Here is a 16,117-nt window from a genome sequence, read left to right as displayed (position 1 = left end):
CTGGAAAAGGAATTTGAAATGACTGATCAAGAGAAATTATCCGGACAACTGACGCAGGTTGATGCTTCGAGCAAGCGGGCCAGCAAGATCAAACCAGCGATCCTGCAACTCACCGACCTGGACGGGCATTACATCGAATCCGGCAGTACCGTTGAAATTGTCGACTTTTTTGTCCATGGCGTGGCCGATCGCCCTGGCCCGGCGCAAATTCTGGATGGGGGAACCCTGATTGCCAATGCGCAGATTGACGAGCATGGCCGCTTTAAACAAGTACTTCTTGGCCAGAATCTGGGTGTTCATGCATACACCGTGCGAGATGAGTCTGGGCGAGAATCATCTTCCTGGGAGGTTAATATTGAAACAGATTCGGTAGTAATCGCATCTGTAAAAGGGCCCGACCAGAAATGGATCGATAGCGGTTCGAGTACAATTCATAACGAACTAACTTTTTTTGGCAAAGGCGTGCGTGGCCAAGTGGTCGAACTACTGGATAACGACATCGTGCTTCAGTTGCTCAAGGTCAATGACAGCTGGCATTGGCACGCCCTTCTCACGGGCCTTAAACCAGGCAAGCATCAATTCGTCGCTCGAAAGTTAAACGGCGAGGAATCAAACCACTGGCATGTTGAGATCGAAAAACCAGCATCGCTGAGCATTCAATTTAGTTACGGCGAAGGAAATCATCAGCCCATCAATAATGGCGAAACCACAACACAGACAGAAGCAGTTCTGGTTGGAACTGCCAAGCCGTACGAGTCTGGCCGGATCCTCAGTGATATCCATGAAGGGATTGTCTATAAGGCAAATGAACACGGAGTTTTCGTTGCCCCTGTTAAAGGCTTAGTCCCCGGCCATAGTTACAGGTTCGTCTGCCGATCTGAATCCGAACCGAATCGGCAGTCGGAACCTTGGGCAATCAAGGTAGCGTCTTCGAAGCTGCCGCAGCCGTAATTCTGCCTCATCATCAGAAAGCCCCATCGAGTGATGACTTGGCGGGGCTTATTATTGAACACCAGCAATCGTGTAAATACCTGCCCAAGCGTTCGCGGGGGTGGCGCGGTATCTCAATCCGTAGGGCTGTGGCCGTCAACAGTGTTTACCACTCGTCGGATTTAGCCCTGTACCTGTAATTTCTGACAGTAGACGTCAGCTGCGATCAGCGTTGAGATGGCGACACACGCAGATGGCTGCGTGGTGAACCTGAAAAAGGATTTTGAAATGACTGATCAAGAGAAATTATCCGGACAACTGACGCAGGTTGATGCTTCGAGCAAGCTTGCCAGCAAGATCGAACCACGGATCCTGGAACTCACCGACCTGGAGGGGCGTTACATCGAATCCCACAGCGTCGTTAAGATTAGCGACTTTTTTATCAAAGGCGTGGCCAATGTGGCTAGCCCGGCGCAAATTCTGGATGGTGGAACCGAGATTGCCACTGCTCACGTTGACGAGACTGGCCACTTTGAGACAGAACTTTTTCACCAGTCTCTGGGTACCCATATATACACCGTGCTAGATGAGTTTGGGCAAGAATCATCTCCTTGGGTGGTTACTATTGCTGCAGTGGATCAGTTATTGATTGAGTCCGTAATAGGGCCCAACGACGAAACGATCGAAAACGGTTCGAGTACAGTACATAACGACCTGAGGTTTACCGGCAGAGGTGCGCCTGGCAAAGTGGTCGATCTACTGGACAACGGCATCGTGCTTCGCTTGCTCAACGTCGCTGGCAACGGGCACTGGAGCGCCCACCTCACAGGCCTTAAGCCAGGCAACCATAAATTTGTCGCTCGAGAGTTAAATGGCAAGGAATCCGCCCCCTGGCTTATCGAGATCGAAAAACCGGCATCGCTGAGCATTCAATTTGGTTACGGCCAGGGAAATCATCAGCCCATCAACGATGGCGAAACCACAACGCAGACAGAAATAGTTCTGGTTGGCACTGCCAAGCCGTACGAGTTTGGCCGGATCCTCAGTGATGCCCATGAAATGGTTATCTACGATGCAAATGAATTCGGAATTTTCGTTGCCCCAATTACGGGCTTGATCCCTGGTTATAGTTACAGATTCGTCTGCCGATCTGAATCCGAACCGAATCGGCAGTCGGAACCTTGGACAATCAAGGTAGCGTCTTCGAAACTGCCGCAGCGGTAATTCTGCCTCATCTTCAGAAAGCCCCGTCGAGTGATGACTCGGCGGGGCTTGTTATTGGGCACGAGCAATCGTGGAAATACCTGTTTCAACTGCAGTAGCGAGGATTAGTCCACGAGCTGCTTGATCTTCCTCGACACATCCGGCAACTTTCGCGCTTCTTAATAAAAGGAGCAGCCGATGTCCGGCTCAATGGCCCAGGCGTTCGCGCAAAACTTTCTCGGGCACTCGCCACGCTGGTACAAGGCGACCATCGTCGGTTTTCTCATCCTCAATGCCGTCGTGCTGTTCAGCATTGGGCCGGTCGCCGCCGGCTGGTTGCTGGTGATCGAATTCATCTTCACCCTGGCCATGGCGCTCAAGTGCTATCCGCTGATGCCCGGCGGTTTGCTGCTCATCGAAGCACTGCTGTTGAAGATGACCACGCCACAGGCGCTTTACGATGAACTGGTGCACAACTTCCCGGTGATCCTGCTGCTGATGTTCATGGTGGCCGGCATCTATTTCATGAAAGACCTGCTGCTGTTTCTGTTCTCGCGTCTGCTGTTGGGCGTGCGTTCAAAAGCGGTGCTGGCCTTGATGTTCTGCTTTCTGTCGGCGTTTCTATCGGCGTTTCTCGACGCCTTGACGGTCACCGCGGTAATCATCAGTGCGGCGGTCGGTTTCTATTCCGTTTATCACCGCGTGGCGTCGGGCAACGATCCGCGCCAGGACAGCGAGTTTGGAGACGACCAGAACCTGCCGAAACTGCATCACGACGATCTGGAACAATTCCGCGCGTTCCTGCGCAGCCTGTTGATGCACGGCGCGGTCGGTACCGCGTTGGGCGGCGTCTGCACACTGGTGGGCGAGCCGCAAAACCTGTTGATCGGCCATGAGATGGGCTGGCACTTCGGCGAGTTCTTTCAGAAAGTCGCGCCGGTGTCGCTGCCGGTGTTAGCGGCGGGCCTGGTGACGTGCGTGTTGCTGGAGAAACTGCGCTGGTTCGGCTACGGCACCCTGCTGCCGGACAATGTTCGCGCCGTGCTGGCCAACTACGCCGCCGAAGACAATGCCGAACGCACAGCCCGGCAACGCGCAGCCCTGCTGGTGCAAGGTGCTGCGGCGCTGATCCTGATCGGTTGCCTGGCCTTTCACATCGCTGAAGTCGGCCTGATCGGTTTGATGGTGATTGTGTTGATCACCGCGTTTACCGGAATTACCGACGAGCATCGCCTGGGCAGTGCGTTCAAGGACGCCATGCCATTCACGGCATTGTTGGTGGTGTTCTTTGCGGTGGTTGCGGTGATTCACGATCAACAGCTGTTCGCGCCGTTGATCCAGTGGGTGCTGGCCCTGCCGGTCGAGCAACAACCGGGCATGCTGTTCATTGCCAACGGCCTGTTGTCGGCAATCAGTGACAACGTGTTTGTCGCCACGATCTACATCACCGAAGTGAAACAGGCGTTCCTCGCCGGCCACATGAGCCGAGAGCATTTCGAGACACTGGCGATTGCGATCAATACGGGCACCAATCTACCGAGCGTGGCCACGCCCAACGGGCAGGCCGCGTTCCTGTTCCTGCTGACCTCGGCAATCGCGCCGCTGGTGCGTTTGTCATATGGACGGATGGTGTGGATGGCGTTGCCGTACACCGTCGTGATGGGGTTGTTGGGCTGGTATGCCGTGAGCTACTGGCTCTGATCAACACTGAATAAACCTGTGGGAGCGAGCCTGCTCGCGAAGAGGGAGTGTCAGGCAACAGATTCGTTGAATGACACACCGCTTTCGCGAGCAAGCTCGCTCCCACATTGGTTTTTGGGTGGGGTCAGCGAGGCAGGATGTAGTTTTTGATCGCCTGGGCGACGCCGTCTTCGGTGTTCGACGCGGTGACCACGTCAGCCTGACGCTTCACCGCCTCCTCCGCCTGGCCCATGGCGATCGATAAACCGGCGCAATGGAACATCGCCGGGTCATTGCCGCCATCACCGATCGCTGCGGTCTGTTCCAGAGCAATGCCGAGATGCTCGGCCAGGGTCGCCAGTGCGGTGCCCTTGTTGGCCTCCAGCGCCGTCACGTCGAGGTACACCGGTTGCGAGCGTGAGACTTGCGCCATGCCGTTGACCTTGGGCAGCAGTTGCGCCTCCAGTTCGATCAACAGTTCGGTGTTGTTACTGGTCGCGACGATCTTGTCGATGCGCTCCATATACGGCTCGAAACTGTCCACCACCACCGGCGGATAACCGAGGCCGTGCTGTTCGCGCGGCACCATCGGCCCGTGCGGATCCTTGAGCAACCAGTCGCCGCCACTGAACACCCAGATTTCCACGTCCGGCTGATCGGCGAACGTTGCCAGCGCAATCAGCGCGGTGGTGGCCGGCAGGTAATGCGCGACCAGCAAACTGCCGTCCGGATTGACGATCGTGCCGCCATTGAACGCCGCTGTCGGCACGTCCACACCCAGTGCTTCGATCTGCTGCAACATGGCTTTGGGCGGTCGGCCGGTGGCGAGGCTGAACAGTACGCCCGCCTCACGCAGCGAACGTACGGCGTCGATGGTGCGCTGGCTCAGCGTGTGATCCGGCAGCAACAGCGTGCCGTCCATGTCGCTGAGCAGAAAACGGATGGGTTGTTTCGGCAAGTCACTCATCCGAGGCCATGCCAGACGCGGCCATCGCGAGTGAGCAGATCTTCGGCGGCTTGCGGGCCGTCTTCACCGGCCGCATAAGTCTGCACGCTGGCATCCTGCTGCCAGGCGTCGAGGAACGGTTGTACCGCGCGCCAGCCGTTCTCGATGTTGTCGGCGCGCTGGAACAGCGTCTGGTCGCCGGTCAGGCAGTCGTAGATCAGGGTTTCGTAGCCGGTCGACGGCTGCATCTCGAAAAAGTCTTTGTAGGCAAAACCCAGCTCGATGTTGGCCATGTTCAACGCGGGCCCCGGCCGCTTGGCGAGCAGGTCGAACCACATGCCTTCGTTGGGCTGGATCTGGATGCGCAGGTAAGTTGGCTGCAACTCATCGACTTCCGTGTCACGGAACTGCGCATACGGCGCCGGTTTGAAGCAGATGACAATCTCGGTGTCGCGCACGCTCATGCGTTTACCGGTGCGCAAGTAAAACGGCACGCCGACCCAACGCCAGTTGTCGATCATCACCTTCAGCGCCACGTAGGTTTCGGTGTTGCTGTCAGGCGATACGTTGGCCTCCTGGCGATAACCGTTCAGTGGCTTGCCATCGACTTCACCGGCGCTGTACTGGCCACGCACCGAGTTGGCCCGAGCCTCTTCAGTGGTCCATGGACGAATTGCACCCACAACCTTGGCCTTCTCGCCGCGCACCGCATCGGCGCCGAACGCGGCCGGCGGTTCCATGGCAACCATGGCGAGCAACTGGAACAGGTGATTGGGCACCATGTCGCGCAGTGCGCCGGTGTGTTCGTAAAAACTGCCACGGGTTTCGACGCCGACGGTTTCGGCGGCGGTGATCTGCACGTGGTCGATGTAGTGGTTGTTCCAGAAGGCCTCGAACAGGCTGTTGGAGAAACGGCTGACCAGAATGTTCTGCACGGTTTCCTTGCCCAGATAATGGTCGATCCGATAGATCTGCTTTTCGGACATCACCTTGAGCAAACAGGCGTTCAACGCTTCGGCAGTGTGCAGATCGGAGCCGAACGGCTTTTCAATCACCACCCTTCTGAACGCCTCAGGGGTTTCTTCGAGCAATCTGGCAGCGCCGAGTCGGCGCACCACTTCGCTGAAGAAACGCGGCGCGGTGGCCAGGTAGAACACTGCATTGCCAGTGCCGCTGTCAGCGATTTTCGCCGCCAGCGCGGAATAAGTGCTGTCGTCCAGAAAATCACCCTGGACGTAGCTGATACCTTTGGCGAGCTTGGCCCACAAAGCCGGATCAAGCATCTGATCGTCCTTGCCGACCTTCGCCGCCACTTCGGTGCGGATGAAGTCTTCGAGCTTCTGCGCGAAGGCTTCATCGGTAATGGCGTTGTGGTCAACGCCGACGATCCGCAGATTGTCGTCAAGCAAGCCGTCGCGACTGAGGTTGTACAGCGCCGGCATCAGCAAGCGCTTGACCAGGTCGCCGTGGGCACCGAACAAGAACAGCGTGGTCGGTGGTGCGGGTTCTGCCTTGGATTTTCTGCGGATCGTATGGGTCATTTCTTCGGTGTCTCCACGTGGCCGCCGAAGCCGAAGCGCTGGGCCGAAAGAATCTTGTCGCCAAAGGTGCCCTGACCGCGCGAGCGGTAGCGCGAGAACAGCGAGTTCGACAGCACCGGGACCGGCACCGCTTGTTCCATGGCGGCTTCGATGGTCCATTGACCTTCGCCGCTGTCCGCTACCGAGCCGGAGAAGCCGTCGAGCTTCGGATCGCTGGCCAGTGCGTCGGCGGTCAGGTCGAGCAACCACGAGGAAACTACGCTGCCACGGCGCCACACTTCAGCAATGTCGGCCACGTTGAGGTCGAAACGCTGATCTTCCGGCAGACGCTCGCTGGACTTGGTCTTGAGGATGTCGAAGCCCTCGGCGAACGCGGCCATCATGCCGTACTCGATGCCGTTGTGAATCATCTTCACAAAATGCCCGGCACCGGCCGGACCGGCGTGAATGTAGCCATGCTCGGCACGGTGATCCTCGGACTTGCGATCCTTGGTGCGCGGGATGTCGCCCATGCCAGGCGCCAGTGCGGCGAACAGCGGGTCGAGACGCTGCACGGTTTCGGCGTCACCGCCGATCATCATGCAATAGCCGCGTTCCAGGCCCCAGACGCCGCCAGAGGTGCCGACGTCGATGTAGTGCAGGCCTTTCTCGGCCAGAGTCCTGGCCCGACGAATGTCATCCTTATAGTTAGTGTTGCCGCCGTCGATGATCGTATCGCCGGCTTCGAGCAACGTGCTCAGGGTGTTGATGGTGTCTTCGGTCGGCGCGCCGGCCGGCAGCATGACCCATACCGCACGCGGTTTGGCCAGGCCGGCAACCAGTGCCGGCAAATCGGCGACGCCAGTGGAGCCCTCGGCGACCAGGTTATCGATGAAAGCGGTATTGCGGTCGTAAACAACGGTGGTGTGGCCGTTGAGCATCAGACGTCGCGCAATATTGCCGCCCATGCGGCCCAGTCCAATAATCCCGAGTTGCATGTGCTGATGCTCCTTACTACAAATAAATGTGTGTCATTGGTTATAGCCCAACGCGACTGATGGAGGTTAGTCCAGAGCGTTGCGATGAAGTTTCCGGGCATTGTGCCCGATCCAGACTGATAACGCCCCGAATCCTGCTGAAGACACACCGACCATGAAAAATAAAAAAGTTCCATTCACAGGCAAAAGAAATCAAAATTGGCGCCGATAGTAAGTCAGCACCCCAAAACGGGGACGACCTACAGTTGATGCACGCCATTTGCGAGGTGAGCAATGGGCACAGTACACACAGCAATGCCGCCACAAACCCTGTACGTGACAATCCGTCGCGATGAATTGCGCCAGTTGAAAGACGAACGCGACCAGTTGAAGCAGGAGCTGGCGCAGCTGCGCCTCTTGACCCAGGGTGCGCAACCGCAACCTTTGCCGGTCGTTCAGCGTCAACCCCACGCTTGATCCCCCGCCTATTTCGGGAACCGCAGCCGCTGTTCCCGACATGATGCTTAGCCGCCCACCGCCTTATAGACCAAAAGCGGCAACTCACAAACTTTTCACATTCTCTTCGTAATACTCCGCCCCATTCTGGCCGTACCTGCGTGTACGGCTTCCGTTCGTCGGTTTCATGGATGTTCCGGCGGTGGTTGTAATGTGAGCTGGAGCGCCGAATGGCATTGTTCAAACGCAGCAAAACGACTGCGACAGGTTTCGACTGGGCCGGTTTTATCTGGTTGTTTGTATTCTTCTGGTACTTCTCGGGTATCACCCAACTGCTGATCCAGCTGACCGGCACCTCGGGCTTCACCGGGTTCCGTCAGGCGTTCGTCATGAGCGCGATCTGGCTGGCGCCGATGCTGCTGTTTCCGAAACGCACCAAACTACTCGCCGCCATCATTGGCGTGGTGTTGTGGGCCTGTTCGATGGCCAGCCTCGGTTACTTCTTCATCTATGAGCAGGAGTTCTCCCAGAGCGTCATCTTCATCATGTTCGAGTCGAACATCTCTGAAGCCGGCGAGTACATGACCCAGTACTTTGCCTGGTGGATGGTCCCGGCGTTCCTCGCACACACTGCCTTCGCTTACTTCCTGTGGACGCGTCTGCGCCCGGTGTACATGCCCCGTGGCCGCGCATTCGTCGCAGCAATGGCTATTCTGATTGCCGTGATCGGTTATCCGCTGGTCAAACAAACGATGCGCATGGGCACCTTCGCCCAAGGCTTCGAAAAATTCGAAACCCGCATTGAGCCAGCGGTGCCATGGCAGATGGTCGTCGCCTATCACCGTTACCAGGAAACCCTCGCCGACATGCAGGGCATGTTGCATAACGTGAGCAAGATCCCGCCGCTGAAAAACCTCAAGGACGCCTCGGCCGATCAGCCCAAAACCCTGGTGCTGGTCATCGGCGAATCGACCAACCGTCAGCGCATGAGCCTCTACGGCTATCAGCGCAACACCACGCCGGAACTGGACAAGCTCAAGGATCAACTGGCGGTTTTCGACAACGTCGTCACCCCACGTCCATACACCATCGAGGCGTTGCAGCAGGTGCTGACCTTCGCTGATGAAGAGCATCCGGACCTGTACCTGTCGACCCCGTCGCTGGTCAGCATGATGAAACAGGCCGGCTACAAGACTTTCTGGATCACCAACCAGCAGACCATGACCAAACGCAACACCATGCTCACGACCTTCTCCGAACAGGCCGACGAGCAGGTGTACCTCAACAACAACCGCAACCAGAACGCCGCGCAATACGATGGCGACGTGATCGAACCGTTCAACAAGGCCCTGACTGACGCGGCACCGCGCAAGCTGATCGTTGTGCATTTGCTCGGCACACACATGAGCTATCAGTACCGCTACCCGCCGACGTTCGACAAATTCCAGGACCGCACCGGCGTACCAGCCGGCGTACGAGACGACCAGGTACCGACCTATAACAGCTACGACAATGCCGTGCTGTACAACGATTTCGTGGTGTCCAGCCTGATCAAGGATTACGCCAAATCCGACCCGAACGGCTTCCTGCTGTACCTCTCGGATCACGGTGAAGACGTGTTCGACTCGGTGGGCCACAAGACCCTGGGCCGCAACGAAAACAAACCGACCGCGCCGATGTACACCATTCCGTTCATGGCCTGGGCGTCACCGAAGTGGAAAGCCAATCACGACTGGAACTTCGCTGGCGACCTCGATCGCCCTTACAGCAGCTCGCACCTGATCCACACTTGGGCCGACATGGCCGGTCTGAGTTTCGATGAACTGGACCACAGCAAGAGCCTGGTCAGCGACAGCTTCAAGGCGCGACCACTGCTGATCGGCGACCCGTACCAGACTGAACAGCGTGCGTTGATCGACTTCAGTTTGATGAAGCCGAAGAAACCCGATGCCGCACCTGCGGACATCGCGCAGAAGTGACACCAGAAAGGGGCCCGAAACCGGCCCCTTTTTCCTGTCCGCAGGAAATTCAGCTACCCAGACTCGAAGCTCGCTTCGTCACTCAGCTACTCGCCACTGTCAGCGCTGACAGGTGCAAACGCCTGACAATCGATTGTTCTGCAACATGCTGCAAAACCTGCCCTGAACCGGCGTTAACCCCGCGTTAATTCACGCCTCCCAGACTCTCTTCCGAGATCTGCTTCATGGACGAACGGCTCCCACTTGTTCAGTAGGAGGCACCATGAAAATCACTACCGCAATGCTTGCCGGGCTGTTCGCCCTGGGTTCTGCCAGCGTGTTCGCCGAAGGCGGCGCTGAGCGCATGCGTTATTACTACGACAATTTTCCGGTTCACCACGTCCAGAGCGAGCAGAAGAGCGACGCCAACGCGAAAGAAATTCGCGTTCCCGCCGATCAGACGGCGCAGGTGACCGAGTCCTATCGCGACTGAGATTACCGAGCAACCGATGGACCTTCCATGGCTCCGCTCTGGCCTGGAAGAAGACAGTTTGGCGCCCTGGTCGGGGCGCCTTTTTTATGGGCACTGAGTTGGGTGTGCGGCTTTCTACTGTGGCGAGTTCGCCCCTCACCCCAGCCCCCTCCCGAGGGAGAGGGCGCTAATTTGTGGGCTTTTCAAACCTGAGTTCGGCTCGATGTTTCAGGTCGGCGTACCTTGCCCAAACACCTCGGTCAGTCCCCTCTCCCTCCGGGAGAGGGTTAGGGTGAGGGGCTTCTAGGTTTGCAGGTCTTTAATCCAGAACAGCATGCGCCCGTGATCCGGGTCGAACATGCCCGGCGCGAAGCCGAACTTGCTGTAGGCGTTCTGCGCCACGGCGTTGCCTTCCAGCACTTCGAGGGTGATCTTGCAGCAGCCGCGCTGGCGAGAGATTTCCTCGACTTTCAGCAGCATCTTCTGGCTCAGGCCGAGGCCGCGAAATTTGCCCACCACCGCCACGTCATGGACGTTGACCAAGGGCTTGCAGGCAAACGTGGAAAACCCTTCAAAGCAGTTCACCAATCCCGCCGGTTCACCACCGACGAAAGCCAACACGCTGAACGCATGCGGGCGCCGGGCCAGTTCTTCGGGCAGTCGACGCAGCAGGTCAGGGTCGAGCGAATGACCGCCGCCCATGGGGTCTTCTGCGTAGTGATTGAGCACGATGCCGATGGCTTCGGCGTGCACTGGATTGCTGTAGCTGGCCTGAAGTACAAGAATCTCTGCGCAATCCATTTCCATCCCCGAACACAAGAGCCCCGGCGCGCAACGTGCGTACTGAAAGGCCGTCTGACCTTAGCGCGGGGGTGATCGGGCGGGCAACCGGCAAATGCAAAAGATCTTTTGTTTTTTACCCGTCAATGGCCCCAGATCAGCTCTTCGGTCCAGCCCAGTTCGGCAAAGTCTTCGGCGCGCAGCCCGCTCTCGCCGGCGCAAAAGAACTCATCCAGCTGCGGCGGTTTCACCGCCGTGTCGCTGAGCATCGCATGCACTTGACCACGGTGATGAATCTGATGCTCGAACAGGTGCGAAAGCATGCGCAGACGGCTGTCATGCTGCGGCGTATCGCGGGCAATGGTGACGATGCGGGCCAGTTCGGCATCGCGCAATTGTTCGCAATAGGCGATCAGGCGCCGATCCACATGAGCCTGCGCTTCCCGCAACTGCGGGCCGTCGGTAAACGGCTCGTCCACATTGAAAAACACATAGCAGTCGGGATGCGGCTCGGCCCCGCGCAGTTCGCGCTCCAGCGCATCGACGTAGAACCAGTCGCAGGTCAGGATGTGATTGAGGGTCAGGCGAATACTCGGAAAAAAACTTACCCGCGGTGCTGCCAGACCTGCCGCGCCTAGCTGCATCCAGGCCTTGGCCAAGCGATGATTGGCCCACGCATTCTGGTAAGCCATGGTCAGCAAATGATGGGATAACGCTTGGCTCATGTCGTTGCCCTCTTCCACTCAAGCATCGGCAAAGCGCTGCAGCTGCATCTCCTGCAAGCGACTGAGGGTGCGGCGGAACGGGAATTCCAGGTAACCCTCGGTGTACAGCGCGTTCATGGGGACTTGCGCCTCGATGTACAGCGGCACCTTGCGGTCGTAGCACTCGTCGACCAGCGCGATGAAACGCCGTACGCCGTCGTCGTGAACCGACAGCTGCGGCAACTCACGGTCACCCGCAGCGACCCGTTGCGCGCCATCTTCGGTGCCGCGAGCGATCCGCCCTTCGCGTTTCTGTGCACTGAGATTGGGCACGTCGCTCAACAGAATAGCCGTGTAGCGGTCACACAGTGCGATGAAATCCATGGCGGCGAACGGCTGTTCGCACAGATCCGCGTAGCGGCACCACACCACCGTTTCACTGGCCTGCACCACGTTCAACTGGCGATGGCCGACCGTCACTGGCTCTGCGCTGGCCGCTTGCCCGGCGTTCAGCGTTTGAAAAACCTCCTCCAGCGTACTGACCGCAGACGTGGCGACGAAGTAGCGCTGCAGACCGGCCCCCGGATGCAGGCGATGATCCTCGGCGCCATTCACCGCAACCACCTGCATATGCGCCTTGATCGCGGCAATCGCCGGCACAAAGCGGTCGCGATTGAAGCCGTCGGCGTACAGCTCGTCCGGCGGCAGATTGGACGTGCAAACGATCACCACACCTTCGTCGAACATTACCTGAAACAGCCGACCGAGAATGATCGCGTCACCGATGTCGTTGACGAACAGTTCATCGAAGCACAGCACCCGCACCTCGGCGGCCAGCTCTTTGGCCAGCGCGCGCAACGGGTCGGCAATCCCGGTCAACTGGAACGAGCGCTGGTGCACCCAGCCCATGAAGTGATGGAAGTGTTGGCGTCGCGCCGGCACCCGCAGGCTCTGATAGAACTGATCCATCAGCCAGGTCTTGCCACGCCCGACCGGCCCCCACAAATAAACGCCGGTGACCGAAGGGGCATCGGCGTGCAGGGCTTCGTGGCATTTTTGCAGCGCCCAGACTGCATGTTCCTGAGCTTCATCCTGGATGAAACCCTTGTGTTGCACGGCGTGTTGCCAGGCGCTGAGGGGGGAGTCGAAAGTCATGCGCGGCAGTATGCCACGACGGTTACAGGGAAATATCCAGTCGGGCGATTTTCCCCTGTTCGTTCAACCGGAACGTGTAACGCAGCTGGGCCGGGCTGCCGGGGAATGTCCCGGAAATCAGTCCGTGCACCAGCACCTTGCCGGTGCGTTGCTGGACATCCAGCACTTCGACCCGTGGCTGATAGCGTTGCCCGGTTTCTTGCATCCACTGCGCGATGGCTTGCGGACCGACCTGATGCTGGCCCTCGTCGAACACGTTGGCATCCTCGGCAAAAAAACTGGCGACCTTCGAGGTGTCGCGTGCATTGGCCGCATCGATATACGCCGCGATCGCCGGGGCCAGTGCAGAGACGGAATGGGACATGGTGCAGCTCCTTTTTGTCTGGTTCTGCGAGCATCCTAAAACAGCTTTGCGTCAGTTTTTGTCAGGAGTGAAACGCCCGCTTTCATCCAGCTGCATCTGCTCGCGCCAGGTGCGCAACAGGTCGCTGCGCCGGCCCGGATAAGCCTCGCCCTGGCGACTCGCCGCGCTGATGCGGTCGGTGCGAAAGGTACGGTAGGCGCTGCGCAGTTCGCACCACGCAACGATAATTCGCACTTCATTGAGAAAGCCCAGCGCCAAGGGCCAGATCAGACGCTGACTCGGCACCTGTTGCGCGTCGGCGTAATCAATATGCAGTTTGGCCTGATCGCGGATGGCGTGGCGAAACACGTTCAACGGCACGGTGTTTTGCGGAAAACCATAGCCCGGCGGGCCTGGCATCACCGTGGGATTGCGCAGCGCTTCCTGGGCTTGCGGATCGAGCACCGCAGCAATTTTCGCCAGCGCATCCGCCGCCGCTTTACCGAGAACTTCGTCGCCCCGCTGATCGACATAGCGCAAACCGAGAACGATGGCTTCGGTCTCGTCGGCATTGAGCATCAACGGCGGCAGAAACAGGCCGCTGCGCAACACATAACCAATGCCCGCCTCGCCATGGATCGGCGCGCCGAGGGCAGTCAGTTCAGCGATATCGCGATAGAGCGTGCGCTCGGACACTTCCAGCTCGGCAGCCAGGGTTGCCGCCGTCACCGGGCGCTTCTTGCCGCGCAGCACTTGCAGCAAAGTCAAAAGACGAGTGGTACGCGACACAATGGGCAAGCTCTTGACGGGAAAGATGCCGGAGCTTAGCAGAGGCTGCTGTCAGAAAATGGCAGGAGAAATATGGGAGCGAGCAATAAAACCTGACCTTTCAGGCAGTTATTGCTCGTTGCCCTCGCCGTCCGCTTCCGGCATTCTGCGCCTCCATTTTCTGACCCGGCCCCGCCTTACGGCGCGCAAAACACCATGACCGCCTCTGAAAAAGCCCCGCGCAACAACGACCTGATCTACGGCCTCAACGATCGCCCGCACCTGACTGCCACGGTGTTTGCCGCGCTGCAACACGTACTGGCGAGCTTCGTCGGCATCATCACTCCGACCCTGATCATGGGTGGCGCCCTCGGTCTGCAGAGTGAAATTCCTTACCTGATCAGCATGGCACTGTTCGTCTCCGGGCTGGGCACCTTTGTCCAGGCCAAGCGTTTCGGTCCGGTCGGTTCGGGATTGTTGTGCCTGCAAGGCACCAGTTTTTCCTTTATCAGCGTGATCCTCAGCGCTGGCTTTATGGTCAAGGCGCGCGGTGGCGGCACCGATGAAATCCTCTCGACGATCTTCGGCGTGTGTTTTTTCGCCGCGTTCATCGAAGTGGTGCTGAGCCAGTTCATCGGCAAGTTGCGCATGCTGATCACCCCGGTGGTCACCGGCACCATCATCACGCTGATGGGTCTGTCGCTGATCAAAGTGGCGATGACCGACATTGCCGGTGGTTTCGGCGCGCCTGACCTGGGCGCCGCCAGCCACGTGTTTCTGGCGGCGCTGGTGATCGGCACCATCGTCGTGCTGAACCGCGTCGACGTGCCGTTTCTGCGCCTGGGCGCGATCGTCATCGGCCTGACCCTCGGCTACGTGGTCGCCTGGCTGATGGGCACGGTGGACTTCGCCTCGATGCCCGAGGTGCCGCTGGTCAGCGTGCCGGTGCCGTTCAAGTACGGTTTCAACTTCGACTGGGTGGCGTTCGTCCCGGTGGCGGTGATTTTCCTCGTGTCGCCGCTGGAGGCCGCGGGTGATCTGACTGCCAACTCGATGATCTCCCGGCAACCGGTCAAAGGCCCGCTGTACATCCGTCGCATCAAGTCCGGCCTGCTCGCCGACGGCCTCAACTCGGCCATGGCGGCGGTGTTCAACAGCATGCCGATGGTGACCTTCGCGCAGAACAACGGCGTGATTCAGCTCACCGGCGTAGCCAGCCGTTATGTGGCCTTCTTCATTGCCGGTTTGCTGGTGCTGCTGGGACTGTTCCCGATGATCGGCGCGGTGCTGCAGTTGATGCCGAAACCGGTGCTCGGCGGCGCCGAACTGGTGATGTTCGGCACTGTTGCGGTGGCCGGAATCAAGATTCTTGCCGAGGCCGGCCTGCATCGGCGCAATATGCTGATCGTGGCGATTTCGCTGGGCATGGGTCTGGGCATCGCGGCGGTCCCGGAAGTGTTGCGCGAACTGCCGCAAGCGCTGCGCAACATCTTCGAATCGCCAATCACCGTCGGCGCGTTGTGCGCTATCGTGCTGAACATCTTCCTGCCCGAAGAGTTCATCGAACTGGAAGAAGACGATTTCGACCCGGAAGCTTCTATTCTGCAGGTCATGGAAAACCCGGACATGCCGGCCAAAGGTGAACCTGCCCCAGCGGCGGCTGTCGCACAGTTGAACCGCTAACGTCAGGCCTTTAACAGAAAGGGCTGAGCCGCTGACGGTTCAGCCCTTTTTTGTTGAGAGACCGTTTATGCGCCGCTTGCACGCCGTCATTCTGTCGTTACTGCTGCTGTCCCTCAGTGCTTGTGCGCTGTTCCCCAACCGTGATCCGGTGAACATCAACGTGGTCGGCCTCGAACCGTTGCCGAGCCAGGATCTGGAAGTGCGTTTCGCCATCAAGCTGCGCGTACAAAACCCCAATGAGACAGCGATCGACTACAACGGCATCGCGTTGGATCTGGAGGTCAACGGTCATTCGCTGGCGTCAGGTGTCAGCGATCAGAGCGGTTCGATTCCGCGATTTTCCGAAAGCATCGTCACCGTACCGGTCAGCATCTCGGCGTTCTCGGTGCTGCGCCAGACCCTCGGCCTGAGCCAGACGCAAACCCTCGATAACCTGCCCTACGTGCTGCGCGGCAAACTCGCCGGTGGCTTGTTCGGCACCATGCGGTTTGTCGACAGCGGCAAGCTCAGCCTGCCCAAGAGCAGTGCCGCGACCTGGTGAA

General features: G+C 58.7%; 16 protein-coding genes. 8 read left to right on the top strand and 8 right to left on the bottom strand.

Features of this window, described 5'->3' with window-relative positions:
* The first annotated feature begins 18 nt into the window (after window positions 1–18).
* From ACM6IV_RS08535 to nhaB, 3 genes are all read left to right on the top strand, one after another.
* A complete protein-coding gene (locus ACM6IV_RS08535; RefSeq protein ID WP_414869572.1) occupies window positions 19–951 on the top strand; it encodes a hypothetical protein in 933 nt (310 codons plus the stop codon).
* A 267-nt stretch (window positions 952–1,218) separates the two neighbouring features.
* Window positions 1,219–2,154 carry a hypothetical protein gene (locus tag ACM6IV_RS08530; RefSeq protein WP_414869571.1) on the top strand — a complete coding sequence of 312 codons (936 nt, stop codon included), beginning with the start codon at window positions 1,219–1,221 and terminating at the stop codon, window positions 2,152–2,154.
* Between the two features lie 177 nt (window positions 2,155–2,331).
* Complete coding sequence (nhaB, locus tag ACM6IV_RS08525; RefSeq protein WP_414869570.1) at window positions 2,332–3,834, top strand: sodium/proton antiporter NhaB; 1,503 nt, start codon at window positions 2,332–2,334, stop codon at window positions 3,832–3,834.
* Between the two features lie 124 nt (window positions 3,835–3,958).
* Here the strand turns inward: nhaB and ACM6IV_RS08520 are convergent, their stop codons facing one another.
* The 3 genes from ACM6IV_RS08520 to gnd are packed head-to-tail and all read right to left on the bottom strand — an operon-like array spanning window position 3,959 to window position 7,277.
* On the bottom strand, window positions 3,959–4,780 hold the full coding sequence (locus ACM6IV_RS08520) for an HAD family hydrolase (protein ID WP_414869569.1): 822 nt from the start codon (window positions 4,778–4,780) through the stop codon (window positions 3,959–3,961).
* On the bottom strand, window positions 4,777–6,300 hold the full coding sequence (zwf, locus tag ACM6IV_RS08515) for a glucose-6-phosphate dehydrogenase (RefSeq protein ID WP_414869568.1): 1,524 nt from the start codon (window positions 6,298–6,300) through the stop codon (window positions 4,777–4,779). The genes ACM6IV_RS08520 and zwf overlap by 4 nt, the downstream gene beginning before the upstream one ends.
* The gene (gnd, locus tag ACM6IV_RS08510; RefSeq protein ID WP_034153922.1) at window positions 6,297–7,277 is read right to left on the bottom strand and encodes a phosphogluconate dehydrogenase (NAD(+)-dependent, decarboxylating); all 981 of its coding nucleotides are present in this window, start codon (window positions 7,275–7,277) and stop codon (window positions 6,297–6,299) included. Before gnd ends, zwf begins: the two co-directional genes overlap by 4 nt.
* Before the next feature lie 273 nt (window positions 7,278–7,550).
* Between gnd and ACM6IV_RS08505 the strand changes: the two genes are divergently transcribed.
* From ACM6IV_RS08505 to ACM6IV_RS08495, 3 genes are all read left to right on the top strand, one after another.
* The gene (locus ACM6IV_RS08505) at window positions 7,551–7,733 is read left to right on the top strand and encodes a DUF6026 family protein (RefSeq protein ID WP_414869567.1); all 183 of its coding nucleotides are present in this window, start codon (window positions 7,551–7,553) and stop codon (window positions 7,731–7,733) included.
* Between the two features lie 209 nt (window positions 7,734–7,942).
* Entirely contained in the window at window positions 7,943–9,691 is a 1,749-nt protein-coding gene (locus tag ACM6IV_RS08500) for a phosphoethanolamine transferase CptA (protein ID WP_414869566.1), read from the top strand.
* 262 nt (window positions 9,692–9,953) lie between these two features.
* Window positions 9,954–10,163 (top strand): hypothetical protein, encoded by a 210-nt coding sequence (locus ACM6IV_RS08495; RefSeq protein ID WP_414869565.1) that lies wholly within the window; start codon window positions 9,954–9,956, stop codon window positions 10,161–10,163.
* Between the two features lie 282 nt (window positions 10,164–10,445).
* Here ACM6IV_RS08495 and ACM6IV_RS08490 read toward each other — a convergent pair whose 3' ends face one another.
* The 5 genes from ACM6IV_RS08490 to ACM6IV_RS08470 all read right to left on the bottom strand — a co-directional run bounded on the left by ACM6IV_RS08490 (window position 10,446) and on the right by ACM6IV_RS08470 (window position 13,913).
* A complete protein-coding gene (locus ACM6IV_RS08490) occupies window positions 10,446–10,943 on the bottom strand; it encodes a GNAT family N-acetyltransferase (RefSeq protein WP_414869564.1) in 498 nt (165 codons plus the stop codon).
* 122 nt (window positions 10,944–11,065) lie between these two features.
* Window positions 11,066–11,647: a DinB family protein gene (locus ACM6IV_RS08485; RefSeq protein WP_414869563.1), complete on the bottom strand. Its 582-nt coding sequence runs from the start codon at window positions 11,645–11,647 to the stop codon at window positions 11,066–11,068.
* 18 nt (window positions 11,648–11,665) lie between these two features.
* Window positions 11,666–12,781, bottom strand: coding sequence for a cell division protein ZapE (gene zapE / locus ACM6IV_RS08480; protein WP_414869562.1), 1,116 nt, complete (start codon window positions 12,779–12,781; stop codon window positions 11,666–11,668).
* A 22-nt stretch (window positions 12,782–12,803) separates the two neighbouring features.
* Window positions 12,804–13,145: a nuclear transport factor 2 family protein gene (locus ACM6IV_RS08475; protein WP_414869561.1), complete on the bottom strand. Its 342-nt coding sequence runs from the start codon at window positions 13,143–13,145 to the stop codon at window positions 12,804–12,806.
* Between the two features lie 51 nt (window positions 13,146–13,196).
* Window positions 13,197–13,913 carry a helix-turn-helix transcriptional regulator gene (locus tag ACM6IV_RS08470; protein ID WP_414869560.1) on the bottom strand — a complete coding sequence of 239 codons (717 nt, stop codon included), beginning with the start codon at window positions 13,911–13,913 and terminating at the stop codon, window positions 13,197–13,199.
* Window positions 13,914–14,108: 195 nt separating this feature from the next.
* Between ACM6IV_RS08470 and ACM6IV_RS08465 the strand changes: the two genes are divergently transcribed.
* Together ACM6IV_RS08465 and ACM6IV_RS08460 are read left to right on the top strand one after the other, a co-directional pair.
* Complete coding sequence (locus ACM6IV_RS08465) at window positions 14,109–15,575, top strand: nucleobase:cation symporter-2 family protein (RefSeq protein ID WP_034156004.1); 1,467 nt, start codon at window positions 14,109–14,111, stop codon at window positions 15,573–15,575.
* Window positions 15,576–15,642: 67 nt separating this feature from the next.
* Complete coding sequence (locus ACM6IV_RS08460) at window positions 15,643–16,116, top strand: LEA type 2 family protein (RefSeq protein WP_414869559.1); 474 nt, start codon at window positions 15,643–15,645, stop codon at window positions 16,114–16,116.
* The last annotated feature ends 1 nt before the right edge of the window (window position 16,117 follow it).

It is taken from the genome of Pseudomonas sp. IT-347P (assembly GCF_949768005.1).
Lineage (GTDB): Bacteria > Pseudomonadota > Gammaproteobacteria > Pseudomonadales > Pseudomonadaceae > Aquipseudomonas.
This window is presented reverse-complemented; position numbering and strand designations above follow the sequence as displayed.

Coding starts and splice junctions, on each gene's coding strand:
- ACM6IV_RS08535 (WP_414869572.1), top strand. CDS start 19: ATGACTGATCAAGAGAAATTATCCGGACAACTGACGCAGGTTGATGCT.
- ACM6IV_RS08530 (WP_414869571.1), top strand. CDS start 1,219: ATGACTGATCAAGAGAAATTATCCGGACAACTGACGCAGGTTGATGCT.
- nhaB (WP_414869570.1), top strand. CDS start 2,332: ATGTCCGGCTCAATGGCCCAGGCGTTCGCGCAAAACTTTCTCGGGCAC.
- ACM6IV_RS08520 (WP_414869569.1), bottom strand. CDS start 4,780: ATGAGTGACTTGCCGAAACAACCCATCCGTTTTCTGCTCAGCGACATG.
- zwf (WP_414869568.1), bottom strand. CDS start 6,300: ATGACCCATACGATCCGCAGAAAATCCAAGGCAGAACCCGCACCACCG.
- gnd (WP_034153922.1), bottom strand. CDS start 7,277: ATGCAACTCGGGATTATTGGACTGGGCCGCATGGGCGGCAATATTGCG.
- ACM6IV_RS08505 (WP_414869567.1), top strand. CDS start 7,551: ATGGGCACAGTACACACAGCAATGCCGCCACAAACCCTGTACGTGACA.
- ACM6IV_RS08500 (WP_414869566.1), top strand. CDS start 7,943: ATGGCATTGTTCAAACGCAGCAAAACGACTGCGACAGGTTTCGACTGG.
- ACM6IV_RS08495 (WP_414869565.1), top strand. CDS start 9,954: ATGAAAATCACTACCGCAATGCTTGCCGGGCTGTTCGCCCTGGGTTCT.
- ACM6IV_RS08490 (WP_414869564.1), bottom strand. CDS start 10,943: ATGGATTGCGCAGAGATTCTTGTACTTCAGGCCAGCTACAGCAATCCA.
- ACM6IV_RS08485 (WP_414869563.1), bottom strand. CDS start 11,647: ATGAGCCAAGCGTTATCCCATCATTTGCTGACCATGGCTTACCAGAAT.
- zapE (WP_414869562.1), bottom strand. CDS start 12,781: ATGACTTTCGACTCCCCCCTCAGCGCCTGGCAACACGCCGTGCAACAC.
- ACM6IV_RS08475 (WP_414869561.1), bottom strand. CDS start 13,145: ATGTCCCATTCCGTCTCTGCACTGGCCCCGGCGATCGCGGCGTATATC.
- ACM6IV_RS08465 (WP_034156004.1), top strand. CDS start 14,109: ATGACCGCCTCTGAAAAAGCCCCGCGCAACAACGACCTGATCTACGGC.
- ACM6IV_RS08460 (WP_414869559.1), top strand. CDS start 15,643: ATGCGCCGCTTGCACGCCGTCATTCTGTCGTTACTGCTGCTGTCCCTC.